This window comes from Pseudoalteromonas sp. SG43-5 (assembly GCF_014164345.1).
Lineage (GTDB): Bacteria > Pseudomonadota > Gammaproteobacteria > Enterobacterales > Alteromonadaceae > Pseudoalteromonas > Pseudoalteromonas distincta.
In genome coordinates, this window is record NZ_JACJFA010000008.1 from 49,789 (window position 1) to 74,707 (window position 24,919).

General features: G+C 38.5%; 22 protein-coding genes and 1 pseudogene. 7 read left to right on the plus strand and 16 right to left on the minus strand.

Going from position 1 to position 24,919, the window contains the following annotated elements:
- Positions 1-14 precede the first annotated feature (14 nt).
- From H5161_RS10430 to H5161_RS10440, 3 genes are read right to left on the minus strand one after another with little or no spacing between them, the layout of a single operon-like run.
- A complete protein-coding gene (locus H5161_RS10430) occupies positions 15-587 on the minus strand; it encodes a tRNA-(ms[2]io[6]A)-hydroxylase (RefSeq protein ID WP_182769224.1) in 573 nt (190 codons plus the stop codon).
- A gap of 47 nt (positions 588-634) precedes the next feature.
- Positions 635-1,267 carry a sulfotransferase gene (locus tag H5161_RS10435; RefSeq protein ID WP_182769225.1) on the minus strand — a complete coding sequence of 211 codons (633 nt, stop codon included), beginning with the start codon at positions 1,265-1,267 and terminating at the stop codon, positions 635-637.
- A gap of 14 nt (positions 1,268-1,281) precedes the next feature.
- Positions 1,282-1,653, minus strand: a complete 372-nt coding sequence (locus tag H5161_RS10440) for an MAPEG family protein (protein ID WP_002962524.1) — start codon at positions 1,651-1,653, stop codon at positions 1,282-1,284.
- Between the two features lie 152 nt (positions 1,654-1,805).
- Between H5161_RS10440 and H5161_RS10445 the strand changes: the two genes are divergently transcribed.
- Positions 1,806-3,158: a DUF2254 domain-containing protein gene (locus H5161_RS10445; protein ID WP_182695943.1), complete on the plus strand. Its 1,353-nt coding sequence runs from the start codon at positions 1,806-1,808 to the stop codon at positions 3,156-3,158.
- A gap of 16 nt (positions 3,159-3,174) precedes the next feature.
- Here H5161_RS10445 and H5161_RS10450 read toward each other — a convergent pair whose 3' ends face one another.
- From H5161_RS10450 to ggt, 3 genes are all read right to left on the minus strand, one after another.
- Positions 3,175-3,900 carry an SIMPL domain-containing protein gene (locus H5161_RS10450; protein ID WP_024596616.1) on the minus strand — a complete coding sequence of 242 codons (726 nt, stop codon included), beginning with the start codon at positions 3,898-3,900 and terminating at the stop codon, positions 3,175-3,177.
- 153 nt (positions 3,901-4,053) lie between these two features.
- Positions 4,054-5,748, minus strand: a complete 1,695-nt coding sequence (locus H5161_RS10455) for an NAD-dependent malic enzyme (RefSeq protein ID WP_182769226.1) — start codon at positions 5,746-5,748, stop codon at positions 4,054-4,056.
- Positions 5,749-5,890: 142 nt separating this feature from the next.
- A complete protein-coding gene (gene ggt / locus H5161_RS10460) occupies positions 5,891-7,669 on the minus strand; it encodes a gamma-glutamyltransferase (RefSeq protein WP_182769227.1) in 1,779 nt (592 codons plus the stop codon).
- Between the two features lie 97 nt (positions 7,670-7,766).
- Here ggt and rrtA point away from each other — a divergent pair, with 97 nt between their 5' ends.
- On the plus strand, positions 7,767-8,351 hold the full coding sequence (gene rrtA, locus H5161_RS10465) for a rhombosortase (protein WP_182695941.1): 585 nt from the start codon (positions 7,767-7,769) through the stop codon (positions 8,349-8,351).
- Positions 8,352-8,432: 81 nt separating this feature from the next.
- Here rrtA and H5161_RS10470 read toward each other — a convergent pair whose 3' ends face one another.
- From H5161_RS10470 to H5161_RS10490, 5 genes are all read right to left on the minus strand, one after another.
- Positions 8,433-10,937: a prolyl oligopeptidase family serine peptidase gene (locus H5161_RS10470; RefSeq protein WP_182769228.1), complete on the minus strand. Its 2,505-nt coding sequence runs from the start codon at positions 10,935-10,937 to the stop codon at positions 8,433-8,435.
- Positions 10,938-11,069: 132 nt separating this feature from the next.
- Positions 11,070-12,233 (minus strand): endonuclease/exonuclease/phosphatase family protein, encoded by a 1,164-nt coding sequence (locus H5161_RS10475; protein WP_182769229.1) that lies wholly within the window; start codon positions 12,231-12,233, stop codon positions 11,070-11,072.
- A 112-nt stretch (positions 12,234-12,345) separates the two neighbouring features.
- Positions 12,346-13,497: a 5-(carboxyamino)imidazole ribonucleotide synthase gene (locus H5161_RS10480; RefSeq protein ID WP_182769230.1), complete on the minus strand. Its 1,152-nt coding sequence runs from the start codon at positions 13,495-13,497 to the stop codon at positions 12,346-12,348.
- 2 nt (positions 13,498-13,499) lie between these two features.
- Positions 13,500-13,982 (minus strand): 5-(carboxyamino)imidazole ribonucleotide mutase, encoded by a 483-nt coding sequence (purE, locus tag H5161_RS10485; RefSeq protein ID WP_002962540.1) that lies wholly within the window; start codon positions 13,980-13,982, stop codon positions 13,500-13,502.
- A gap of 151 nt (positions 13,983-14,133) precedes the next feature.
- Complete coding sequence (locus H5161_RS10490) at positions 14,134-15,723, minus strand: ABC-F family ATPase (RefSeq protein ID WP_182752123.1); 1,590 nt, start codon at positions 15,721-15,723, stop codon at positions 14,134-14,136.
- Positions 15,724-16,360: 637 nt separating this feature from the next.
- Here H5161_RS10490 and H5161_RS10495 point away from each other — a divergent pair.
- Entirely contained in the window at positions 16,361-17,569 is a 1,209-nt protein-coding gene (locus H5161_RS10495; protein ID WP_182769231.1) for a porin, read from the plus strand.
- Positions 17,570-18,180: 611 nt separating this feature from the next.
- Here H5161_RS10495 and H5161_RS10500 read toward each other — a convergent pair.
- From H5161_RS10500 to H5161_RS10510, 3 genes are all read right to left on the minus strand, one after another.
- The gene (locus H5161_RS10500) at positions 18,181-19,062 is read right to left on the minus strand and encodes an alpha/beta hydrolase (RefSeq protein WP_182769232.1); all 882 of its coding nucleotides are present in this window, start codon (positions 19,060-19,062) and stop codon (positions 18,181-18,183) included.
- A 30-nt stretch (positions 19,063-19,092) separates the two neighbouring features.
- On the minus strand, positions 19,093-19,704 hold the full coding sequence (locus H5161_RS10505; RefSeq protein WP_033029579.1) for a MarC family protein: 612 nt from the start codon (positions 19,702-19,704) through the stop codon (positions 19,093-19,095).
- Positions 19,705-19,865: 161 nt separating this feature from the next.
- Entirely contained in the window at positions 19,866-20,348 is a 483-nt protein-coding gene (locus tag H5161_RS10510) for a GNAT family N-acetyltransferase (RefSeq protein WP_182769233.1), read from the minus strand.
- Positions 20,349-20,455: 107 nt separating this feature from the next.
- On the opposite strand from H5161_RS10510, the gene H5161_RS10515 reads away from it, so the two are divergent.
- Positions 20,456-20,656 carry a hypothetical protein gene (locus H5161_RS10515; RefSeq protein ID WP_002962626.1) on the plus strand — a complete coding sequence of 67 codons (201 nt, stop codon included), beginning with the start codon at positions 20,456-20,458 and terminating at the stop codon, positions 20,654-20,656.
- Positions 20,657-20,714: 58 nt separating this feature from the next.
- Here H5161_RS10515 and H5161_RS10520 read toward each other — a convergent pair whose 3' ends face one another.
- Complete coding sequence (locus H5161_RS10520; protein WP_002962627.1) at positions 20,715-20,909, minus strand: CPXCG motif-containing cysteine-rich protein; 195 nt, start codon at positions 20,907-20,909, stop codon at positions 20,715-20,717.
- A gap of 266 nt (positions 20,910-21,175) precedes the next feature.
- On the opposite strand from H5161_RS10520, the gene msrA reads away from it, so the two are divergent.
- Positions 21,176-21,775 carry a peptide-methionine (S)-S-oxide reductase MsrA gene (gene msrA, locus H5161_RS10525; RefSeq protein ID WP_039487894.1) on the plus strand — a complete coding sequence of 200 codons (600 nt, stop codon included), beginning with the start codon at positions 21,176-21,178 and terminating at the stop codon, positions 21,773-21,775.
- A gap of 68 nt (positions 21,776-21,843) precedes the next feature.
- Here msrA and H5161_RS10530 read toward each other — a convergent pair whose 3' ends face one another.
- Positions 21,844-22,083, minus strand: a complete 240-nt coding sequence (locus H5161_RS10530) for a hypothetical protein (protein ID WP_182769234.1) — start codon at positions 22,081-22,083, stop codon at positions 21,844-21,846.
- A 323-nt stretch (positions 22,084-22,406) separates the two neighbouring features.
- Between H5161_RS10530 and H5161_RS10535 the strand changes: the two are divergent.
- A pseudogene (locus H5161_RS10535) lies at positions 22,407-23,320 on the plus strand (2OG-Fe(II) oxygenase family protein).
- Between the two features lie 334 nt (positions 23,321-23,654).
- Positions 23,655-24,917 carry a hypothetical protein gene (locus H5161_RS10540; RefSeq protein WP_182769235.1) on the plus strand — a complete coding sequence of 421 codons (1,263 nt, stop codon included), beginning with the start codon at positions 23,655-23,657 and terminating at the stop codon, positions 24,915-24,917.
- The last annotated feature ends 2 nt before the right edge of the window (positions 24,918-24,919 follow it).

A 24,919-nucleotide genomic window follows, 5' to 3' on the forward strand; every position in this document is an offset into this window, starting at 1 on the left:
TGCGCTAATTTTAGTTAATGCAAAGCAGCTGTAAATGGGATGGTTTCACAGATTTTAGCTTCTGCTGTAAGTAACTCTTCTAGGCGAGTATCAACTTCTTCTTTATCAAAGTATTCGTAAGCAAGCTCTACAAAAAGGTTTTTATGTTTTTCTTCTGACTTGGCAATCGCAACATAAAAGTCTTTTTCTTTACCCTCAGGAAGTGCTTGTGCAACTAAAGAAAAACGCTCGTGACCACGTGCTTCAATTACTCCGCCAACCAGTAATCGGTCCATTAAAAAACCATCACGACCATGTCTAAACAGTGCACGTATTTGTTTTATGTACGGGTCTTTTTTGTCGTCACCTAAGTTTACATCGCGCTCTAAAAGTAACTTAAGCACTTGTTTAAAGTGTATTAATTCTTCTAATGCTAAGTCGGTCATGGCTTTTACTAATTTACGTTTGTCTGGGTAATGCGAAAGCATAGACATAGCCATACCCGATGCTTTTTTTTCTGCAGCGGCATGATCTTGTAAAAAAGTATTAAAGTCAGCAAGGACAACTTCGGTCCATTCAAATGGGGTGTGGTATTTTAATTCAAACATGTTCTGTACAACTTAAATAATAATGCGGGGATTTTAACGTATTTGATTTAAAAAATCTTGTAAGGCAGTAATTTATCTATGCGCCCTTTAGCCGTAGACTCAACTTTTAACGGGTGTTTAATATCGTTCCATGCGGTGACTTTTCCGCCCACATTCATTTTTTCAAAATCAGTTTTATCACTTTCTAACCCTAAAAAATTACACAACTTTTTGTAACTATTAGGCTTTGCTATATCAATGGATAAAAAATCGTCGTCACGGTTATTAAAGTACGTTTGAGCATCATTAAAATGTGTTTCGTAGCAGTGAGCTAAGTAACTATCGTCGCTAATATTATCAAGCGAAAGCTCACTAAACGTATTTAAATAACAGCGTTTTATATGAATATTAAAGCCCCCGTCGCCGCGCGTTAAATTAGTGTGCATACGCGTTAAAAGCTGCTTTATTGAAGGTAGCCATGCACTCAATTCGCGCTCTAAATAAATAAACTTAGAGTCTGGGTAATGAATATCAAGTGCTTTAAAGTCGTTAAATATGGGAGTGTCGGCAATCGCGTTAGCATTTTCAAAACAAGCATTAGTATACGCGGTATGCGCCGTTGTAATGCCGAGCTCTAAAAATGCGTGGCACACACTGGTTGTGCCGGTACGCGGTAAACCTATTATAAATATTTTGCTCATTAGCTTTTCTTTAATTAGCCACGTGTTACTAGTAATACAAAGGCGCTGATAATCATGACTAAAAATGTAGTAATAGTACCAATTTGGCGATATTTAAGGCTTTTTTCTACTATGCCTAAATTTTGAAACACACGCCCTACTAATAACGCACCACCTAATATATGGCAGTAATGGCTAGCAAGCCCTTGGTACTCTGCTAAAAAAAGCAAAATTAAAGCAAATGGCACGTATTCCATAAAATTTGCGTGGGCACGCACAGCACGTTGTAGCGTTGCATTACCGTTATCACCAAGCGATATTTGCTCCGCACGGCGCACTTTTATTACGTTAAAGCTTAAATAAATGTAAAAGAATGCGAGTAATGCAGCATAAGTTGAAATGATCACGGCGTTTTCCTGTTATTTTTATCGCATAAATATGCGCTCTATTATTGTGGGCGTGATAATAACACATAAATTTGAGCAGCATTATCAGAAGTTTAATAATTGCCTATGCTAAGCTAGAGGTATTAAGTTAGTAGAAAATACATAAGGATTTTATGTTTGTACCTCGTAAAGTAGCCGACAGTTACCGTGAAATGATTAACAGTATTGGCTTTTACCCTTCGATGCTTTCAGTGGGCTTTTTGGTATTTGCCATTATTACAATGTCGGTTGAATATTTAGCCCCTGTTGAGCAGCTAAAATCGTTTATATCGGTTGTACTTGTAGATAGCGCCGAAAACGCGCGGACTATTTTAAGCACTTTAGCGGGGAGTATTATTTCGCTTACCGTGTTTAGTTTTTCGATGGTAATGGTGGTTTTAAATTCAGCCAGCGCGAGTTTATCGCCCCGCGTAGTGCCAGGGCTTATTACGCGCAAATCACACCAAATGGTTTTGGGGTTTTATTTAGGCAGCATAATTTACTCTATTATTATGCTTATAAATATTAATAAGCTTGATGGTGGCAGTACGGCAATTCCTTCAATAGGTGTGTTGTTTGCACTTGTTTTTGGATTGATTTCATTAGGTTTGTTTGTATTTTTTATACACTCAATCTCACGTGCTATTCAAGTTGATAACGTGTTAAATGGCTTGTTTAGCCAAACTAAAAACGAAATTAAAACAATAATACAAAGACAACAAGAGAACCCAGTTGAGGACTTTCCAGACTTTAGCAAATGGCATTCGGTTAGCAGTAAAACAGAAGGATATTATAAAGGCGTACATACCGATAAGCTGTGTGCCATTTTGGCTGAGCAAGATATAAAGGTGTATATATCTGTAAACCAAGGCTATTTTACAGTTAAAGGTTACCCGTTTTTAAAATGTAATAAAGAGATAGCAAACGATGAAGAGCTGATTAATAAAATTCTCGACTGCTTTATTTTTTATATAGAAGAGTACATTAGCGATCATTACCGTTATGGATTAACGCAAATATCAGAAATTGCAGTTAAGGCAATGAGTCCAGGTATCAACGATCCCGGTACTGCGGTTAAATCAATTGATATGCTGAGTATTTTACTTATTCAACGACTTTCAATTAACGATATTAACTACTCGTTTAAGCACAGTGATAATGCCCCATTGTTGTACCTTCATGAAACAAGCTTTGATGAGTTATTACATGACAACTTTACACCGCTGCGTAATTACGCCAAAGGCGATGCATACGTAATGACAAACGTGCTTGAGGCATTCAAAAATATTTTGTTTGTAGCCCATAAAGATACCGATGCACGAAACAGTTTATTTAATTATTTAAATGCGATTGTTGATGACATAAATGAGCATGTAACTAATGAATACGACAGACGCGAAGTGACTAATATGCTCAACTCTATAGCGCGTATCAGCCAAGAGCAAGGTGAGAAGTTGGTGGCACGTTTTGAGCACCACCAAAAATAAAAACTTAAAACATAGTTTAATCTATGTAGTAAACAGCGTAGCTTGACGCTGTTACTTTAATCTCTCCAGCATGGTAGGCATCAGGTACATAGTTACTTGGTGCGCTATCAGCCATCATTACTTTTTCTGCGCGCATATAAGGCTGCGACTGCACATTGAGTGGACTTAGTGACGCGCTGTATAATCCTTTTAAATCAACGTCATAATCTTCACTAAACTCTTTTGCAGCATCCCGTGCGTCTTTAATTGCTAACTTTTGCGCTTTTTTATGCAGCTCGTTGTAGTTGCTTGCTAAAAATTGCGTTTGATTAATTTCGTTAATACCGTTGTTAACTAAGCTTTGTAGTAACTCTGGGTATTTATTTATATCGCTGAGTTTTACTGTTAACGTACGAGAAACCTTAAAGCCTTTAAATTCTTGATTACCGGTAGTGCGGTTGTATTGGCTATCACGGTTTATTGAAATTTGCCCTGCGTTTATATCTCCCTCTTTAACACCAATTTCTTTTACGAGCTTAATTGCCTTGGCGATAGTTAAGTCGGTTTTATTTTTAGCAGCAATTAAGTCTTTATCAACTTCGGTAATACCTACACTAAGCTGTACGTAATCTGGCATTGTAGTAAGAGTCGCTTCGCCCTTAACATAAATATGAGGAGCATCGGGAGTCGCTGCCGCAAGTGCATCAAAGCTAAGTACGTTTAAAGCCAGTGCACTACCTAAAACAAGAGTCAGTGTTTTCATTAAGTCGATCCTTTAATTTTGTAAATATTATTAAAGACCTTACGTGGTTAATTAAATATGAACAAGCACAAAAAAACAGGCAATTGCCTGTTTTTTGTTAATGGCTGTAACTTAGCGTACAGCCTCATTTACTCTAAATTACGGGTACCGTTATTAAACACTACAACGTTTATAGTTACGGTATTTTGGTAACCAGTAATTTTTGTCGATTGCTGCCCATAATGCGTCATCCGTAATCTCAAGAGCAACGCCCTCTTCGATTGCTTTTTTAGCAATGGCAAATGCAATACGCTTACTTAGCGTTTCAATTTCCGTAAGGGCTGGTAATAAACTACCTTTACCTGTGTTTGCACGTGGCGACGACTCTGCAAGCATTTCGCTAGACACACTTAACATAGCATCAGTAATGCGTGTCGCTTTAGCGGCAATAACACCTAAACCAATACCCGGGAAAATATAGCTATTGTTACATTGTGGGATTGGGAAAATTTCACCGTTGTGTTCTACCGGATCAAACGGGCTGCCTGTTGCAACAAGTGCTTTACCGTCAGTCCACTTAATCACATCAGCAGGATGCGCTTCTACTTGCTTAGATGGATTACTTAATGGGAAAATAATTGGCTGTTCACAACCGGCGTGCATTGCTCGAATAGCTTGTTCAGTAAACAAACCAGGTTGACCTGAAACACCGATTAAAATGTCTGGTTGTGCACAGTGCATAACATCAAGAAGTGATGCGTATTCACCGCTGTAAGTCCAATCACTTAAAGAGCCTTTAGGTTGTGCAAGAGCTTGTTGGAAATCGCGTAAGCCTTCCATACCCTCTGTAAGTAGGCCAAAACGGTCAACCATAAATACTTGGCTACGCGCTTGAGCTTCACTAATACCCTCAAAAACCATTTGGCTAATAATTTGCTCAGCAATACCACAACCAGCAGAGCCTGCACCCACAAAAACTACTTTTTGTTGGCTAAGGGTTGAATTTTTAACGCGACACGCTGCAAGTAAAGAACCTACCGTTACAGCCGCAGTACCTTGAATGTCATCGTTAAAGCTACAAATTTCATTGCGGTAGCGCTTAAGTAACGGCATTGCATTTGGTTGTGCAAAATCTTCAAACTGAAGTAATACATTTGGCCAGCGACGTTTAACCGCTTTAATGAATAAATCTAAAAACTCATCGTATTCGTCTTGAGCAATACGCTTATGGCGTGCGCCCATGTACATAGGATCGTTTAAAAGCTTTTCGTTATTAGTACCCACATCAAGCATTACAGGCAATGTGTATGCTGGGCTTATACCACCACACGCTGTGTAAAGTGACAATTTACCAATTGGAATACCCATGCCGCCAATACCTTGATCGCCAAGGCCTAAAATACGCTCGCCATCGGTTACAACAATAACTTTTACTTTACCTTTGGTAGCGTTGCGTAAAATGTCGTCAATTTGGTATCTGTCTTCATACGAAATAAATAAGCCACGTGCGCTGCGGTAAATGTCAGAGAATTTTTCACAAGCATCCCCAACTGTAGGCGTGTAAATGATTGGCATCATTTCTTCAAGGTGGTCACGAACTAAACGGTAGTAAAGTGTTTCGTTGTTATCTTGAATCGCACGTAAGTAAATATGCTTATTAAGGTTGTCTGTAAAGCTAGAATACTGCTGATAACAACGCTCAACTTGCTCTTCTATTGTTTCAAAGCGAGGAGGAAGTAAACCAGCAAGATTGAAATTTTCGCGTTCTTTTTTACTAAAGGCGCTGCCTTTATTTAATAGCGGTGTTTCAATTAGGCCGGGGCCAGAATGATGAATATATAAGTAGTTAGGATCAGTATTAGTTGTCATATTTCCAGGCTTTAACGGAGTCTTAAGTTATGATCTGTCATTATCAGTGTTAGAGGTTTAATTGCAACGACAATTAAGCTAGTCAGACCATTGAGAGAAAATACATGCGGGCTTCACTGCCCGCATGCATATTATACATAATTTAAAATTTGATAGTGGCGTTATTATCAGTTAAATCAGATAACGCAACACCTTCACGGCGCGGATCAGCGCCACCATATAAGGTATTATTTTTAACTTCAACTGCGTGTAAGCCTGAGTTTAAATCAATAATACGTACATTGTGGCCGCGTTTAGTAAGCGCAGGCGCAATGGCTTCAATGGTTGTGCCTTTTTCAAGGCTGGTGTAATCGTTACGATTTGTTGTACGGGGTAAGTTAATGGCGTCTTGCGCTGATAAATTCCAGTCAATAACACCCACAACAACTTGTGCAACGTAATCTATGATACGACTACCGCCAGGTGAGCCTACGATTAAGCGTAAGCTACCATCTTTATTAAATACCATTACCGGTGACATAGAGCTACGCGGGCGTTTACCAGCCTCTACACGGTTTGCTACAAGCTTACCGTTTTTACGTGGCGATAACGAAAAGTCAGTTAGTTGGTTATTTAAAATAAAGCCATTAACCATAACTGTAGAGCCAAACGCCATTTCAATTGAACTGGTCATCGAAACGGCATTACCTTTACTATCTACAATAGATACATGTGAGGTAGAAGGTAACTCGTATGAATCATCCATTGCATAACTTAAGTACCCTACAGGATTACCTGCTACGGCTTTTTGGTCTGTTTCGGTAATTAATTTAGCGCGTGAGGCAATATAATCTTTGTTTAAGAGCTCTTGTGTAGGTACTTGAGTAAAATCGGGATCGCCCATGTACATATCGCGATCGGCAAATGCAATACGCGAAGCTTGGCTAAAGTAATGAATCGCCTTTTCGCCATTTGGCTTAAGTGCGCTCATATCTTTATGTTCAAGCAAGCCAAGCATTTGCAGTACTGCTACGCCGCCACTACTTGGTGGTGCCATAGAACACACGTTATAAGCACGGTATTGAATACATACGGCATCGCGCTCTTTACTTTTATAATCTGCTAAATCTTGTACGCTTAATTTACCAGGGGCAATTTTAGAGTGTTGTACCGCATTAACCATTTGTTTTGCATTTTCGCCTTTGTAAAATGCATCAATGCCCTGCTTTGCAATGTCTTTGTATAAATCAGCAAGTGGTTGATTCTTTTTAACACTACCCACTTCAATTAATTTACCATTTGGGTAAAAGTATTCGTTAATAATTGGCATGCTCAACACGCCAGGGTTTAACTGTCGGGCTAATAAGCCATGTAAACGCGGCGAAACTACAAATCCTTGTTCTGCAAGTTCAATAGCCGGTTTAAAAAGCGCTTCCCACGGTAATGTACCGTATTGTTTATGTGCGCTTGCAAAGGCATGTAAAATACCGGGTACACCAACAGAGCGTCCACCTACTACGGCTTCAATCCATTTAACGGCTTTACCGTGTTTATCTAAAAACAGCGTTTCGTCTGCATTTGCAGGTGCAGTTTCGCGGCCATCAAAACTAGTCAATTTATTGTTAGCTTTGTTGTAATACATCATAAATGTACCACCGCCAATACCTGAGGATTGCGGTTCAACTAAAGTAAGCACTAGTTGAGTAGCAATCGCAGCATCTACGGCACTGCCGCCTTGGGCTAAAATTTGTTGACCGGCTTTTGAGGCATATGGATTTGCCGCAGCTACCATGTATTTATCACCTTTCACTACTTTTTTATGGATTAATCCGGTAGCAGCTTCAGGTTCGCGAGTTTCAATTTGAGTTGTTTGCTGTGCAAATGAAGGCAGTGATACTGCGCACAGCCCAATGGCAAATAATGAGTTAAGTTTAAAATGCATAAAAATACTAAAAACACTTAATTACGTAGTTGTATTTGGCATCTTAAAGTTAAACGGGCACAATATGCAAAAATTTTGACTAAAAAAATATAATAAAATGCTTAATTTACCTATTCAACCTCGTTATATATTACCGCCTATTATTTTGCTGCTTTTTAGTACCATTTTTGCTGCATTTGATTTAAATAGTTTACTTGAATTTAACCGAAGCCTAATTGATGATGGCGAACTGTGGCGAATTTTTTCTAGCCAATTTGTTCATGCTAATTGGGCTCATTTGGGATTAAATGCCAGTGGTGTTTTACTAATATGGTTACTACATGGCGAATACACATCCCCTACTCGCTACGCTTTTAATGCAATTTCGCTAGCACTGTGGTGTGGACTCGGTGTTTATTGGTTTTGCCCAAACATACATATTTACACCGGATTAAGTGCTCTACTGCATGGTGTAATTATTTGGGGCGCAGTTAAAGATATAACCGTAGGGCTTAAGTCGGGTTATTTATTATTTATAGGCGTATGGATTAAAATAGCGTTTGAGCAATTTAGCGGCCCTAATGCTGATATAGGAAAGCTTATTAACTCCACTGTGGCTATTGATGCACATTTAATTGGTGTAATTGGCGGGACTCTGCTTGCCATACCACTGGTTATAGAGCTCTTTAAAAAGAAAAAATAAAGTTAGATTTTGTTCAACCCAATAAAAACGCCGCATTAGTTAACTAAACCAATGCGGCGTTTTTGTTTTTATAATTAAAGCTTAAAGCGTTTCTTTAAATAATTTATGAATACGGCGGTATTCGTCTAACCAGCTTGAAGGCTGTACAAAGCCATGCGGTTCAACAGGGAATATAGCTGTTTCAAAGTTTTGTTTTTCAAGCTCTATTAAGCGCTGTACTAAACGCACTGAGTCTTGAAAAAACACGTTATCGTCAACCATTGGGGCATTAATTAATAAACGTTTGTTTAAGCCCTCAGCGTAATAAATTGGCGAGCTGCGCTCATACGCAATCGGGTCAACATCAGGATGGTTTAATATATTAGCTGTATAACCTGTATTGTAATGTGCCCAATCGGTAACAGGTCTAAGTGCCGCACCCGATTGAAACAACTCAGGCGCGGTAAACAATGCCATAAAGGTCATAAAGCCGCCGTAAGAGCCACCATAAGTGCCGACTGCTTTGGTATCAACGTTGGCATTTTGCGCCATCCATTTAACGCCATCGGCTAAATCTTGTGTTTCAGGCGTTCCCATTTGACGATAAATTGCGGTGCGCCAATCACGCCCGTAACCTTTAGATGCGCGGTAATCCATATCCATTACTATGTAACCTTCATCAGCGAGCAATGAATGAAACATAAATTCACGAAAATAAACCGAAAATCCCATATGTGAGTTTTGTAAGTAACCCGCGCCGTGGTTAAAAATAACTGCTTTGCGATTTTTACCTACTTCACCTTCAACGTAATCAGCTGGGTAGTACACTTTTGCGTATATTGGTTGTTCGGTATGGCTCGATGGCACAGCAACAATTTTAGGTGCAGTTAGCTTTTTAGCTAAAAACTCATCCGACACTGTATGAGTTAATCGCGTTGCTTTTGTATTGGCTTTAGCATCTGCTACATAAAGCTCATTAGGCATCGTAATTGTAGAGTGCTTAAGGAGTAACTTAGTTTCATCTGGGCTCAACGTGTAATCGGTCATGCCGTTTAAGTCAGTAACTTGCTCACTCTTACCAGTTTGCGGGTTAACGCGGTAAATTTCGTACAGACCTGGGTGTTCAACATTCGCTTTATAATAAATTGCGCTGTCGTCACTTGTAAGCGTTAAGTTAGAAACCTCAAATTGGCCTTGTGTTAGCGCGGTTGCACTACCATTAACTGGTTTTTTATAAAGCTGGCTGTAACCCGACTCTTCCGATAGGTAATAAAGCGTGTTCGAGTTATGTAACCACCCAAAGTCGTTAAACGCATAAGCAATCCATGCGTCGTCATGCAGGCGGTGTTGCGACATAAGTTTGTTGTTTTTAAAATCTACAGTAGCAAGCCAACGGTCTTTGTTGTCCCACGCTTCAAGCATTACAGCCACTTGCGAGCCGTCATCGTTCCATACTATTGGGCTTTGCTCAAAACCCCAGTCCATAATAAGGTTAATACCACGAGGTGCCTTTTTAGACTTATATGTTTTACCATCACGTGCATAATTTTCTTTTTTAACTGCGGCTAAAACATCTTCGTCAAAGCCCGGTAAGGTATTAAAGCTAAGTGATGTTTGCTCTTTGTTAGTTAAATTGATGTAGACAAGCTTTGAGGTTTCTTCTTTAGCGTCAGCTACACGGCGGCGTGCTTTTTTAGGCTCAATGGTTGCATCATTAGTGATGTAATTTGGCATAATATCACCATCACCACGCCAATCAGTTTGCTTTTGTACAACGACTAATAACGCATCACCATTTGGCGAAAGCTGAGCCTCAGCAACTTTATTACCGTCACCTAAGTAGTAAGCCGTATTAGCAATTGAATCGTTTTGTTCATTAATTTGCTCACTGCGTGCTTGCTTATCTTTTTTATTTTTTTGTTGAAGCGCCACAAATTTAATCAATTTATGCTGCTCTTTAGCAATATAAGTGCTTGGCTCTTCAATACCTTTTGGCTCATCAGCAAGTTTTAAGTTAGCAAGCTCGCTCGTTAAGCCTGTTTTTAAATCAACTTTAAAAAATACATTACCTTGGCGGTAAACTAAATCGCCATTATTTAAAAATTGTGGCTTTGACTCGCCCGCTGATGTAGCTGTAATTTGTTTAAGTTCGCCGGTTTTTAGGTTTTTAACAAATACATTGCCTTTAAATGTGTAGGCCGCCATTGTTTTATTTTTAGAATAAACGGCTTTATTTGAACCCACAGTATGAAGTTTATTAAGAGCTACTTGCTCTGCTGTTTGGCTAGTAACCGATTGGCTAAATAAATCGCGTAGTGTATTACCCAGCTCTTTTTGAGCATAAATAATAGTAGACGAATCGCTCGCCCAGTAAGCACCCTCTGGCTGATTACCCATCCAATCCGGATCGGCCATTGCTTGTTCTAGCGTTATTTTTTGTGAGCCGATATCTGCTGGCGTGTTTACAACCGCAGCAACCTTACTTGCTGGTAAAGCACTTTGCTGTGTTGAAGAGGTATTAGCGGTAGCGCTACAACCTGCAAGCATAACACTTGAGGCAACAGCTAAGGCCACTAACGTTTTAGATGAAGAAAAATTAAAAATCATAGTGCTTCTATACGGTTATTATAATTAAGCCGTATTTAAGCAGAAGCACTTAAGTTATTGCAATTTTTTAAGATAAATAGCCATTAAACAGGGTAAAGCTCAGTTTACTAGCGCTTCTCTTGTTAACAGGCGTTATTCAATTACCAAATCAAGCCAAACCATGCGGTGATCGCTCGATGCGTTTCTATCTTTAATTAAGCGATACTCACTACTCATTTTAGTAGGCCAAAACACACCACCGTCCTTAATTTTTAAACCATAGTTTGATGGTAAAACGTAATCAACACGGGCTTGCCAATTAGCACTGTAATTTTGTGCATATGGCACATCATACTGCTCTTTAGCACCTTCGCTTTTTGGAACAAAGCTTGCGTTGATAAGTGGGTTTTTAAGTAATTGGTCGGTGGTATTTGTACGGGCTTTGTCCCCCTCAGGGGCTGCATTTAAATCGCCTAAAATAACAAAACGAGAGTGAACTTTTAAACCGCCCTTTTCGCCTTTATCGTCATAAATATACTTAGCATTTGAAATGTAATCGGCAATTAACTTTACTTCATCGTGGTTACGCTTGCCGTTTCTATCCTCTTCACCGTCAAATACAGGCGGTGTTGGGTGAGATGCAATAACATGAATTGTTTTATCATTTACGCTAATAGGTAAATCCCAAAACGATTTAGAACTGAGTCTAAGTGCTTGCCATTCTTGTGCGTTATACCAGTGTTCACCTGTTTTAGGCATTACAGGCATTTGTGCATTTGGCATGTCTTTATATTTAAAGGTTTGAAGGGTTCTTACTTTATCAAAATTAATTGGGTATTTTGACAAAATAGCCATACCATAATGCCCTTCAAAAAAGCCAAAGCCTTGTGCATCGCCCATCACGCCATTTTTTTTGCCATCGTTATCTAAATCAAACTCGGTAGCTAGGCCTGTATTTACTGGTGCAATATAAGAGTAAGGGTAGTTAATAGCGGCTTGTTTTTGCTGACCTACATTTAAATAATGCTGATTAAAGTATTCAATGCCTTGCTCTTTTGGGATGTAATCAAATTCGTTAAGTAAAATAATATCAGGTCGAACACGCTGAATAATTTCCGCTATGTTCTTAACTTGCTGGTGGTTAGCTTTAAGTGCATTAACTAAAGCATCACTTTTAACTTGCTCACCTTTAGGCGTGTGATTAGTTGCATCCATACTTACATTAAAAGTTGCAACACGAAGAGATTCCGATGCAAATGTATTTAAGCTAAATAATGCAGTAATGGCTAGCACGCCAGATATTGTTTTTAGTTTCATTGTTTTACTTCACAAATTTAAAATTAGACTTTAACAGTATTACATATTCAAAGCCCATTTTTATGACAAAAAAATACCGGCTTAAGCCGGTATTTATATAAAGGTATGATAACTATTCACTGAGCAGTAAATTGGCAGCTGCTTTTAAAATACCAGGATAATCTTGCTCTGGTAGGTACTCTGTAAGTTCACCAAGTTTGTCTGTAAGCTCACTCATATTAACAGCTGATACATTAATATGGCCCATTTTACGACCTGGTTTTGCAGTTTTACCGTACCAATGGCTCGTTACATCAACTGTTTTTAATACTTCACTTGGAATACTTGGTTGGCCTAATACGTTTATCATCGCGGTAATGTGTTTAAGCTCTGTATTACCAAGCGGTAAGCCTGCAACAGCACGCATGTGGTTTTCAAACTGCGAGCAATGGCAACCTTGTTGCGTCCAGTGGCCAGAGTTATGTACGCGCGGTGCAATTTCGTTAACGAGTAACGTGCCTCTTACATCAAAAAACTCAATTGCTAATACGCCAACGTAGTTAAGCTCGTTTGCTATTTTTGTAAATGCATCGTTTGCTTGAGCTTCAACACTTTGATTATTTTTACCGGCAATAGAAAGCGTTAATACACCATTTGTGTGCTCGTTTTCTGTTAGCGGATAAATAGCAACATTACCGTGTTTGTCGCGCGCACCAATAATAGATACTTCACGATCAAACGGGATCATTTTTTCAGCAATAATTGTATGTGGCGAAAGCTCTGTGCCCGATGCAATAAAATCAGCCATTTGTGACCAAATTTCGTCTATTTGATCATCCGATTTTAAACGCCATTGGCCTTTTCCGTCGTAACCCGCTTGGCATGTTTTAATTACAAGTGGTTTACCTAGAGTTTTAACGGCAAGTTCTAAATGCGCTTTTTCAGTAATTAATTGGTACGGCGCACAAGTTACGTTTGTTTTATCAAGCAATGCCTTTTCAAGCGAGCGATCGCCACCGGTTTTAATAGCGGCTTTACCTGGGTAAAACTTATTACTGTTACAGCAAAGGGTTAAAACATCATCAGGAATGTGCTCAAACTCGGCAGTAATGGCATCAGCGTTTGATATTGCTTGCTCAAGCGACGTGTTATAAACCTCACCGGTTAGCGGGTGCATAATTTGTTTACTGCCTACATCGTACGCAACAACGTTTAAATTAAGCGGCGCTCCTGCAAGGCTCATCATACGTGCAAGTTGCCCTGCACCTAATATTAAAATATTCATCATTACTCTGCAGGGTTTGGATTAGCTAATATAGTGTCGGTTTGAGCTTTACGAAACGCTTCAATTTTTGCAAAAATTTCTGGATTTTGACATCCTAAAATTTGTGCAGCTAATAAACCCGCGTTTGCTGCGCCCGGCTCACCAATTGCAAGCGTACCTACTGCAACGCCTTTAGGCATTTGGCAAATAGATAAAAGTGAATCAACACCATTTAATGCTTTTGATTTTACAGGTACGCCAAGTACAGGAAGCGACGTAAAAGCAGCCGCCATACCAGGTAAATGCGCTGCGCCGCCAGCACCAGCAATAATAACTTTAATACCACGTTCTGCGGCTGAACTTGCGTAATCAGCAAGTAATTGAGGAGTGCGGTGTGCAGACACGACTTTGGTTTCGTACTTAATGCCAAAATGCTCTAGCATAAGTGCTGCATGTTCCATGGTTGGCCAATCTGATTTTGAACCCATAATAATGCCAACAGTCATAAATACTCCTCAGTAATGTATTTTAAAAATAGCGGACTTATGTCCGGTTTTAGGCGGGTATTATACCCAAACCAAGTTTAATTGCGACTCACAAAAACAAAAAAAGCCATGTTTAAACATGGCTTTTTAGAGTTAACGGGTAAATAGCTAATTAAGCTTCTTTACTCGCTAAGTATTCGGCGTAGTTGCCTCTAAAGTCGATAACTTTACCGTCTTTAATTTCCCAAATACGGGTTGCAACCGATGATACAAACTGACGGTCGTGGGAAACAAACATCAATGTACCCTCGTAAGCTTCAAGGGCTAAGTTAAGCGCTTCAATTGATTCCATATCCATGTGGTTAGTTGGCTCATCCATTAACAATATGTTTGGCTTATGCATCATAATTTTACCAAACAACATGCGGCCTTGCTCACCACCTGAAATTACTTTAACTGATTTTTTAATATCGTTTTGAGAGAATAACATACGGCCTAAGAAGCTACGAACCACTTGCTCGTCGTCGCCTTCTTGTTGCCATTGCTCCATCCACTGAAACAAGTTCATGTCGGTTGCAAACTCATCAGCGTGATCTTGCGCGTAGTAACCAATATTCGCGTTTTCTGAGAACTTAAACTCACCAGCTTTAGGTGCTAGGCGCCCTGCTAATGTATTAAGTAATGTTGTTTTACCAACACCATTTTCACCAATAATAGCAATACGTTCGCCAACTTCTACTAAACCTTCAAGTCCAGAAAACAACATATTGTCGTCAAAACCTTGTGTTAAGTTTGTCATTTCAAGTGCGTTTCTGAATAACTGCTTTTCTTGATCAAAACGGATAAACGGCGTTTGGCGTGAAGATGCTTTAACTTCGTCTAATTGGATTTTGTCGATACGTTTAGCACGCGATGTTGCTTGCTTAGCTTTAGATGCATTAGCAGAGAAACGAGATACAAACTGTTGAAGTTCAGCAATTTGGTTTTTCTTTTTCGCGTTTTCGTTAAGTAATTGCTCACGTGCTTGCGTTGCTGCAAACATGTATTCGTCATAATTACCTGGGTAAATACGAAGCTCGCCGTAGTCAATGTCGGCCATGTGTGTACACACAGAGTTTAAAAAGTGACGGTCATGCGAGATGATTATCATGGTACAGTCGCGCTGATTTAACACGTCTTCTAACCACTTGATGGTGTAAATATCCAAGTTATTAGTAGGCTCATCAAGTAGCATAATGTCTGGGTCTGAAAATAATACCTGTGCAAGTAGCACGCGCAGCTTAAAACCCGGTGCAATTTCTGACATTGGGCCAAAGTGTTGGTCAGTGCCAATACCTACACCTAATAAAAGCTCACCTGCTTTAGATTCTGCAGAGTAACCATCCATTTCAGCAAATTCAGTTTCAAGATCGGCTACTTTCATACCGTCTTCTTCACTCATTTCAGGTAAAGAGTAAATACGGTCTCGTTCTTGTTTAATTTCCCACAACTCTTTGTGGCCCATAATCACGGTATCGATTACTGAGTATTCTTCGTAGGCAAACTGATCTTGATTAAGTTTAGCAACACGTTCGTTAGGATCAGTACTTACATTACCTGAAGACGCTTCAAGCTCACCACTTAAAATTTTCATAAATGTTGATTTACCACAACCATTTGCACCGATTAAACCGTAACGGTTACCATCGCCAAATTTTGCTGAGATATTTTCAAATAATGGTTTAGCACCAAATTGCATGGTGACATTAGCTGTACTAATAATAGCGCTACCCTCCAAAGGAGTAATGATGTATTTAAATTGCGCGCAGTTTAAACCAAAATGGCCTGTTTTTCTATGAAAGTTTAAAAGCAAACTACTGCGTTTTAGCCATTTATTATGGCTATGTAGTTAGTAGTAAAAATAACGGATTAGATTTAATGGTTTCGTTAATTTTTATTCAACTAATTCTAATTAAAATCCATAAAGTATGTTTTATAAACAGGCATAAGAGATTAGAAATTACGATACAAATTAGAGTAAAAACACTTTTAACGTGTTTGTGTGTCTACTTAACTCATTTTTGTTCACCCTGTAATAATAAAAAGTTATATTTATGAAAATAAAGTACTTTTAGAGCTTTTACACTAGTTACTACTTTTTAACCAAGATGAAATTAATTCAAATTACAATTTTTATACATCGCTAATTTCTCATCCTATTTACCTATCAAATCATTAAAAACATAAACTTTTGCAACACCTGAAAAACAAAATTAACCTTTAGTGAATATCCGTTAAGTTTAACGATTAATTTTATTGAGTATTTTTCACTTTTGAGCCGTTTATTGCTTTGTTAGTCTTCGAATCTGAATTTTTACCTACGTAAAAAATTGACCAATTTACACAGGGCAACACACAAGATGAGCAAAAAATTAGCGACGCTTATTAGCGCAAGTATTGTATTCGCACCCGCTGTTTCGGCAGTAGAATTATACAAAGATGACAAAAATACTGTTGAAGTTGGTGGATATCTTGATGTGCGTGTAATTAATACACAAAACGAAACCGAAGTTGTTAACGGTACCTCGCGCATTAACTTTGGATTTACCCGAAAGCTTAAGAAAGACTGGACCGCACTCGCACTCGTAGAATGGGGTGTAAACCCTGTTGGCAGCAGCGATATTATTTATAACAATCGTTTTGAGTCTATCCAGGATGAGTTTTTATACAACCGTTTAGGTTACGCAGGGCTTTCGCACGAAAAATATGGCCAACTTACCATTGGTAAACAATGGGGTGCATGGTACGACGTAGTTTACGGCACAAATAATAGCTTTGTATGGGATGGCAATGCGGCTGGTGTTTACACCTATAACAAAGACGATGGCGCTGTTAATGGCACTGGCCGTGGAGATAAATTAGTGCAGTACCGCAATAGCTATAACGATTTTAGTTTTGCAGTACAAGCGCAGCTTAAAAACAGCGAATTTTATACCTGTGACGTCACCGACATTTCAGAAGAAGAATGTGAAGCACTTTGGAACTCTGGCGATAGTGCAGCCCAAGAAGTTGAATTTAACTACACATTTGGTGCGTCTGTAACTTATACCCCAACTGACATGCTAACACTTACAGCAGGTGTTAACCGTGGTGAGTTTGATTTAACGTTTGGCGATGGTTCTACTCGTAATGTTGAAGATTTAATTTATGGTGCAGGTATTATGTGGGGCAACATTGATGAGCCCGGCCTATACGTTGCAGCCAACGTAAATAAAAACAAAAACCACGACACAGATAACATTGGTCGCTTAATTAAAGACGCAATCGGTGTAGAAACATTTGCATCTTACCGCTTTGATAACGATTTTCGCCCTTTTATTGCCTACAACGTGTTTGATGCCGGTGATGATTACGTAATTCAGCCAAACTTTAACGCCGACCCAGACGATGTATTTAAGCGTCAGTTTGCTGTTATTGGCCTTCACTACTTAATTGACGAAGACACTATTGCCTACGTAGAAGCGCGTAAAGACTTTAGCGACTTTGAAAGCGATAACGACGATCAACAAGCGCAAATGGAGCAGTCGGAAGATGACGGTATAGCATTTGGTTTTAGATATAAGTTTTAAATATAAGTTTATAAAACGATTACAACTTCCCTAAGCACAACCCTTTTAGCCCTTTTAACTTTTTTAACTGGGCTTTTTTAATTTGTAATAGCACCATTCACGATGACCCTATTTTTTACGTTTACCGTTTTGCTGCTCATTACAATGAGCGAGGAAAAACTTTAATTAATCACTCATAGTCCACACTCGGCATTTATATTTTTAGTGGATGTAGTTACCGCAGGCTTTATTATTTTGATTGCCCCTCTGATTATTTTTTTCTAATTTGACTCTATTGCTAAGTTTAGCGTTATAGCAACATTCAGTATGATGTGTTCTTTTGGTATAAAGCCACCAGCCAATTTTTATTAACTGCATTAAGAGTATAAAAATATGGTGAAACTATATTGAACTTGCAAAGTACTTACACTGCTTATTGCTGATCACAAAGGCGAAAGGCTGATTAAAAGCAGTAACAAATAGATGTGTATATGCTCATGGGATTGCTGTGAAAAATAATTTAAACCAACCTTTCTTTGTAAGTCGTTAATAATAAAGCTGATTCGTTGTCATAAATAGATAAAACAATGATAACTGTATATGTATACAGTTATTACTTAAACCTATCTAACCTACTTTTTAATAAACGTACTATAACCAGCTAATGCCTTAGCCACACTAATTGATGGATTATCTGAATGCTCAGCACCTTTGTTTATAGCACTTTGCCACACAAGGTTATAGTTAGGGTTGGCTGTTAAAGCGGCCTCTAAATTACTAAACGCTTTTAACATTAGCGGATGCTCTGCCCCGCCCACCGAGAGATATAAATAAGTAGACGACTTAACTTTGTTATTTTGAGCACTTAAAAACGCTTCTAAATTATTTACTACGGTCATATCGTCATACCAAGCCGCTGGGCTAAAAGCAAAATAGCCATTAAACAATTCAGGCTTTGTATGCAGTGTATAAAGTACAAAGCTACCACCTGCCGAAAAACCACTTAATACACGGTTATTACTAAGCTTATATTTTACCGATAAATACGGAAGTAACTCAGTTTCAATAAACGCTAAAAACTTGTCGGCTTCACCATTTGGTTCAATAAGTGTTTCATGCTCTGGACGCGCTTGTGTATTTACATCTTGGCGGGCATAAGGAGGTACTAAATCACGATTACGTGTATCTGTAAAAAACAAATTAGGAATAGACACTAATATAGCCTTATCCCCTTTTTCGCTCTTAGCTTGTTTTGTAAGTGCTTTATCCCATGTATCTAAATTAACGTTACCATCGGTTTTAATAATTAACGGATACGCTTTTTTAGGATTATAATTAGCGGGCAATCTTATAAACACTTTGCGCGACTCATTAAGCACGCTTGAGTTAATTGTTACATCTGTATAGGCCGATACATAATGGTTGTAATAGCGTATGGCTAAAATACCAATAGCAAAAATGACTACGGCTAAACTTAAATTAATAATATAGTGTTTTGTTATTTTTATTGCCATACGGCATTCCTTTCAATGTTTAGGAGTTATTTAATCGAGCTTTACCCATTGCTTTATTTCAAGCGCGGTCATAATAAGCTCAACCGAAAACGCGGCTAAAATCATGCCCATCACTCGCGTTAAAATAGACGCGCCGCCAGTACCAATTAGCTTAATAATTTTACCCGAAAGCAGCAACAGTATTAAGGTAATACCCAACACACCAAGTGTAACAAGCGCTGTGCCTATTTGAGTAGTAATTGGGTGTATGTGGTTATCGGTAAGTAGTATTACCGCCAAAATAGCGCCAGGAGTCGCCGTTGCAGGTATAGCAAGCGGAAACACGGCTATATCGTGATCGGGGTCTTGTTTGGCTTTGTTAGAATCGTTTCCAAAAATCATTTGCAGGCCAAATAAAAACAATATAATTCCGCCCCCTAACTGAAACGATACCAACCTAATTCCCATCGCATTAAGTATTAGTTGCCCTATTAAAATAGAACCCAATAATACGCCCCCGGCATAAAGTACCGTTTTAAATGCAGTTTTACGGCGTTGTTGATCAGTTAAATGAGAAGTAAGCGCAGCAAACAGCGCCATAGTGCCTATTGGGTCAATGGTCGCCCAAATTACAAGCGCATCTTGAGAGAGTTTTTCTAGCATATAAAATCCTTGTTAAGCGTAAATGTTTAATAAAACACGGGTAACAAATTCATTTGCTTACGCTTAACTATAATAGAAAGCCGCTATTTTTTGTATTTTATTTACTGAGCTTTAAGGATTGAGGATTGAAAAAGGTAAGCACTTATAATTGCCGTCTTGAGTTAAAGTGATTTATGCCAAATAGAATTTTCTCTTAAACTAAACCCTAGTTTCATAAGTAAATTATGGGAACGTGCATTATGTGCACTCACCTCAGCAGACAAATGTTTAAGCGGAATATGCTTAACTAGAGTTTCAATAAAACCGGTCACCACTTCAAACATTACGCCCTTATCCCAAAAGTCAGGATGCAGCTCAAATCCTATAAACGCACCACTTTTACACGGGGTTAAATTATAAAGCCCACAAGTACCCATTAACTTTCCAGATATATTATGTTCAATTGCAACTCGAATTACTTCACCTTCGTAATATGCACTAATATCATCTTGTATTAATTGTTTGATTTGCGTTTTGCTAAGTGGTGTTTCGTAGTCGTTAAATTCTGACACGTGCGGGTGATTTAAAATATTAAATAAACACGCTGCGTGTTTGTGGGTAACTAAACGTAGCGTAACGCGCTCAAGCTTTGTGGTGTTAAACATTTTATTTAAGTGGTTAGTTAAATTAGCTCTTTATGGGCACGCATTATTAACTTACCATACCCCTTTCACAAGCATTATCTTTAAAGCAAAAAGAGTAAGAGAACGTAATGAGTGACGATTTTAAAGTAATACAACCCACTACCACAGTATATTGCCCAAAGCGCGGCGAAGGCTGGACCTTAACAGGCATTACTAATATTAACGAGTTTACCTCAGTAATGTTTGACGGCACACGCTATACACTTCCTGCACGCGAAATAGTAGAAGAACTTCTCCCTAACCAATTAGCGCGTGAGCAAAATAGCTAACCAAACATATACACAGTAAAAAGGCTGCAATTTTGCAGCCTACTATCTAATTAACGAGTTAAAATGCATCGTCTTCGCTGTAAACATTAACGTTTAGCTCGTCATCATTTTCAAATACCACAAACGAAATAGGCTTACAGCACACTTGGCAGTCTTCTATGTATTGCTCATCAATATCTGCTGCATCAAGTAATACTTCTATACTTTCTCCACAATAAGGGCAGCTTATTGATGTTTCTGTTAACTGGTTCATTTATCACCTGCTAATTTATATCACGAATGTTGTCACTTTAATGAACATGTAAGCATAATTCAACACCCACTTGGCTAACCCAATTAAACCGTGCTACTAACTTAAATAGTGATCTTGTTACTCGCCTTATCCCTATAAAACTTGTCAAAGTGCAATATTTTTCACCATATATAAGTTGGCCAGCCCTCTACAATGAAATTGTATTAGCACTTAGCGGGTCTAACTTTATAAGTATTTATAAACTCACAGTACAGATGGATAATTTTATGAAAAAATCACTTACGCTTGCATTAACATCTGCCGTTATTTTGTTTAGTACATTTTCCCATGCAGCTAAAACCGAAAAAGCCGTTCTAGCTGGAGGTTGTTTTTGGTGTATGGAAAGTGACTTTGAAAAGCTAGAAGGCGTAACCGATGTAATATCGGGCTTTACTGGCGGTAAACTTAAAAACCCGACATACAATGGTAATCATAAAGGCCATTACGAGGCCGTAGAAATCACATACGATCCGGCCATAGTTAGCTATCAGGGCATACTTGATCATTACTGGGTAAATATTGATCCCTTTGATGCCAAAGGCCAATTTTGCGATAAAGGCCCTAGTTACTTAAGCGCTATATTTGTACAAAACGACGAACAACGTAAATTAGCTGAAAAAACAAAAGCTGCAGTAGTTGCCGAGTTCCCTAATCAAACTGTGGTTACACCTATACTAAACGCAAGCACCTTTTACCCTATAAAAGGGAGGGAAAGCTTTCACCAAGATTATTACAAAAACAATCCAATCCGATACAACACTTATCGTTGGCGTTGTGGTCGCGACAGCCGCCTAGAAGAAATTTGGGGTGACAGAGCAACCCATTAATCGCGTTAAATCAGGTATACCACAGTAAAATATTAAAAGGCTGGTTTAATTATCAGCTTTTTAATATTTTAGTTATTGCGAGATTCTTTAATAAATCGATATCTAAATTCAGATAAATAACCAACAATGCTAACAAGCAAAGCAGAATTAAAATCACCTCTCACAAGCTGTGTCCAAACATTTCCTTCTCCATTAAAGCTAATGTAAATAGCCATAATAAAAGCAACAAACGATGAAACTTGATACATCCAAGAATATTCACCAAAAAATTTCTGTGTCACACTTTTTTCTTTTAATTTATCTTCCACAATTAATCTCCATTTTATATTGCTATTAAATCCTAGCTATAACATAGGCAAAACAAGGAATTTATAATAAAGGTTTATTTATACACCGTCTATTTCATAAAGCCTTTGTTATTAAGCTAAGTGCTTGAATAGCAAATAGGATACGTGGTACTTCGCTTTAAGTGGACAGTATTGCTTGACTAAAGATACTTAGTTTTAGGATTCATTATCAATAAATAGTATATTCTGTTTCCTAAAGCAGGCTGTTTATCTACTAAATCAAATGCAATAAATTGCACTCCTAAATTGATATAAACAAAATTCAACAACTGGAGTTACACAAAATGTTTGCCAACCAATTACAACTAGCGCGTGCTCTAGAGTTACCAACACGACAAGCCATGCTTTACCGTGAACCAGCAGTACAAAACTTTTGGATAAACAACACTGACCTAATTACAAACGCGTGGAGCGAATGGGAAGCAACTTCAATAGATAGCTCAACGTTTACGCTTGACGACACACTACTTGATAAAACCTACGCGAAGCAGTAAAGCAAGCATGGGAAGATCCATCAAAAGAGCTAGCCGTAAAAGCGTTATTACACGAAGTAGCGCCTGATGTGTTTCAATTTCAATTTTTTGATCCTGAGCGACTAGCAGTATTACACGGATATTTAGAACAAGTATGGAATTCGCAAATCCCTATGCGCCCGCCATACGGCATAGTGTTAAATCGCCGTGGTGCCATGCTTGATAGCCGATCAGAAGGTTATTTAGCCGCGCCAAGCTTTCAAGCATTTTATAACGAAATACTAAACACTTATATGCGCCCTATTTCACGTATGCTGTTCCCCGAAGTTATGGGGTTTGATACACAAACATTTGGCTTTTCAATTTATTATGAGCCAAATACAGATTCGTCAATTCGCCCACATACCGACGCATCAGCTGTAACGCTTAACATTAACCTAAATTTACCAGGCGAAGAGTTTACAGGGTCACAAGTGGACTTTTATCACCCGTACACAGGTGACATTAAATCACTTACCTTTAAGCCTGGTACTGCCATGTTACATCGAGGCAATATTGCACACGCAGCCAAGCCTATTACCAGTGGCGAGCGAACTAACTTTGTATTGTGGTTGTATGGGGAGCGCGGTCGATTACCAGCACAAGGCGCACCACGCATTCCTGTTGATGCTAAACAGCGCTGGACTAACCCAAACAAACCAAATGATGGCTATGCACCATTTTAAATAATCGCTTTTAAAGTTTTAAATACAAATGGCTGCCTAATTTAAGCAGCCTTATAAAAATAAAGCTCATCCAGTAACCAACAAGTTTTAAGTTTAGTAATATCAAAAAACCGCCCTATTCATAATCTATATTGTCGCCACTTATAACAATAGATAACACAAATTTTCCGCCTTGCTTTTCTTATGTCCCAGTACTTCGCTTAACAAAGTACAAAATTTAAGAGGATGCCATGTTTTTTTGTATTTAATTGATAAGCCACTGTAATGCTTAAGTTGGTAATTTAATAAATTGTGCTATCTTTTTACTATCTACATTATAAAAATACGAGCTAACATGTTGTTCCGAGGTACAATTGCCATAGCAATATTGGTAATTTCTGCTGCTAATAAAACCTATGCAAACGACATAGATGTACAATTTAGTGGTTTTGCATCCTTAACACTCAGCTACACGGACGATTCAGATATTGGCTTTGCATCGAGTTATTCAAATGTGAACGAATCTGGTTTTTCAGCAACGCGTGATTCAATTTTAGGTGGTCAGGCTAATATATCACTAGCCAAAAATTGGGACTCTGTAGTTCAACTAGTAATACAAGATCATGCCTTTAAAAGCTTTGATAATTTTTTAGAGCTCGCCTTTGTGCGCTATCGCCCTACCCGTCATTGGGCTATTCGTGCAGGCAGGTTAAATAGCGACCTTTACTTACTATCGGAATACCCTTACGTAGGATATGCCTATTTATGGGTGCGCCCGCCTCATTCGTACTACTCGTTTGCCAACATTGCAGGAAATTTCGATGGTGTAGATGTGGAATACAGCAAAGCAATTAACGATGGCTTCTTACGCTTAAAACTCGCTTATGGTAGCTCCACAGCAAAGATACAAGCCTATAATGACGACTTTTTTATTGATTTTGATAACTTAACAACCCTTAGTGCAACATACTCTTTAGATGCATGGACAATGCGTTTTTCGTTATCAAGGTCAAACTTTGGCGATTATAAACTAACCGCGTTGGACGAATTTATAACCGCACTCGATTTAGTACCACAAAGTGTATGGCCGCAAGCACAAAGTATATCTAACAAATTTAACACCAAAGGCAACAGCATAGAATACGCAGCCTTTGGCGTTACTTACGATAATAATAATTGGCTTATTCAATCTGAGTTAGGTATTTCAGAATCCGATTGGATAATAGCTCCATCTGTATTTAGCACTTATATTAGTGCGGGTTACAGAGTAGATGATGCAATATTTTACACAGGCTTTACGGCAGCTAAAAATCGCCATGATGTAGTTGAAGTAAACAGCCCTATTTTCCCACCAGGTACTCCTGAGCAGTTTTCAGTACCCATACAACAACTCGCGGTTGCCACTCAATCTTCAGTTCAAATTACAAATGTTCACCAGCACTCTATTAACGTAGGCGTAAAATGGCATTTTTCGGATCGTTTAGTATTTAAAGCGCAGTTAGACCGCTTTGATATAAAGCCTCAAGGTGCGGGGCTATGGAGCCTTAGTAATCCTGCTGATGTTGATGAGGGCCACAAAGTACATATACTCAGTTTAAATGCTAGTATGGTGTTTTAGTT

What these genes read in the sequence shown, in the direction of transcription:
- H5161_RS10430 (WP_182769224.1), bottom strand. Translation starts at nt 587, where the DNA reads ATGTTTGAATTAAAATACCACACCCCATTTGAATGGACCGAAGTTGTC.
- H5161_RS10435 (WP_182769225.1), bottom strand. Translation starts at nt 1,267, where the DNA reads ATGAGCAAAATATTTATAATAGGTTTACCGCGTACCGGCACAACCAGT.
- H5161_RS10445 (WP_182695943.1), top strand. Translation starts at nt 1,806, where the DNA reads ATGTTTGTACCTCGTAAAGTAGCCGACAGTTACCGTGAAATGATTAAC.
- H5161_RS10450 (WP_024596616.1), bottom strand. Translation starts at nt 3,900, where the DNA reads ATGAAAACACTGACTCTTGTTTTAGGTAGTGCACTGGCTTTAAACGTA.
- H5161_RS10455 (WP_182769226.1), bottom strand. Translation starts at nt 5,748, where the DNA reads ATGACAACTAATACTGATCCTAACTACTTATATATTCATCATTCTGGC.
- ggt (WP_182769227.1), bottom strand. Translation starts at nt 7,669, where the DNA reads ATGCATTTTAAACTTAACTCATTATTTGCCATTGGGCTGTGCGCAGTA.
- rrtA (WP_182695941.1), top strand. Translation starts at nt 7,767, where the DNA reads ATGCTTAATTTACCTATTCAACCTCGTTATATATTACCGCCTATTATT.
- H5161_RS10470 (WP_182769228.1), bottom strand. Translation starts at nt 10,937, where the DNA reads ATGATTTTTAATTTTTCTTCATCTAAAACGTTAGTGGCCTTAGCTGTT.
- H5161_RS10475 (WP_182769229.1), bottom strand. Translation starts at nt 12,233, where the DNA reads ATGAAACTAAAAACAATATCTGGCGTGCTAGCCATTACTGCATTATTT.
- H5161_RS10480 (WP_182769230.1), bottom strand. Translation starts at nt 13,497, where the DNA reads ATGAATATTTTAATATTAGGTGCAGGGCAACTTGCACGTATGATGAGC.
- purE (WP_002962540.1), bottom strand. Translation starts at nt 13,982, where the DNA reads ATGACTGTTGGCATTATTATGGGTTCAAAATCAGATTGGCCAACCATG.
- H5161_RS10495 (WP_182769231.1), top strand. Translation starts at nt 16,361, where the DNA reads ATGAGCAAAAAATTAGCGACGCTTATTAGCGCAAGTATTGTATTCGCA.
- H5161_RS10500 (WP_182769232.1), bottom strand. Translation starts at nt 19,062, where the DNA reads ATGGCAATAAAAATAACAAAACACTATATTATTAATTTAAGTTTAGCC.
- H5161_RS10505 (WP_033029579.1), bottom strand. Translation starts at nt 19,704, where the DNA reads ATGCTAGAAAAACTCTCTCAAGATGCGCTTGTAATTTGGGCGACCATT.
- H5161_RS10510 (WP_182769233.1), bottom strand. Translation starts at nt 20,348, where the DNA reads ATGTTTAACACCACAAAGCTTGAGCGCGTTACGCTACGTTTAGTTACC.
- H5161_RS10515 (WP_002962626.1), top strand. Translation starts at nt 20,456, where the DNA reads ATGAGTGACGATTTTAAAGTAATACAACCCACTACCACAGTATATTGC.
- H5161_RS10520 (WP_002962627.1), bottom strand. Translation starts at nt 20,909, where the DNA reads ATGAACCAGTTAACAGAAACATCAATAAGCTGCCCTTATTGTGGAGAA.
- msrA (WP_039487894.1), top strand. Translation starts at nt 21,176, where the DNA reads ATGAAAAAATCACTTACGCTTGCATTAACATCTGCCGTTATTTTGTTT.
- H5161_RS10540 (WP_182769235.1), top strand. Translation starts at nt 23,655, where the DNA reads ATGTTGTTCCGAGGTACAATTGCCATAGCAATATTGGTAATTTCTGCT.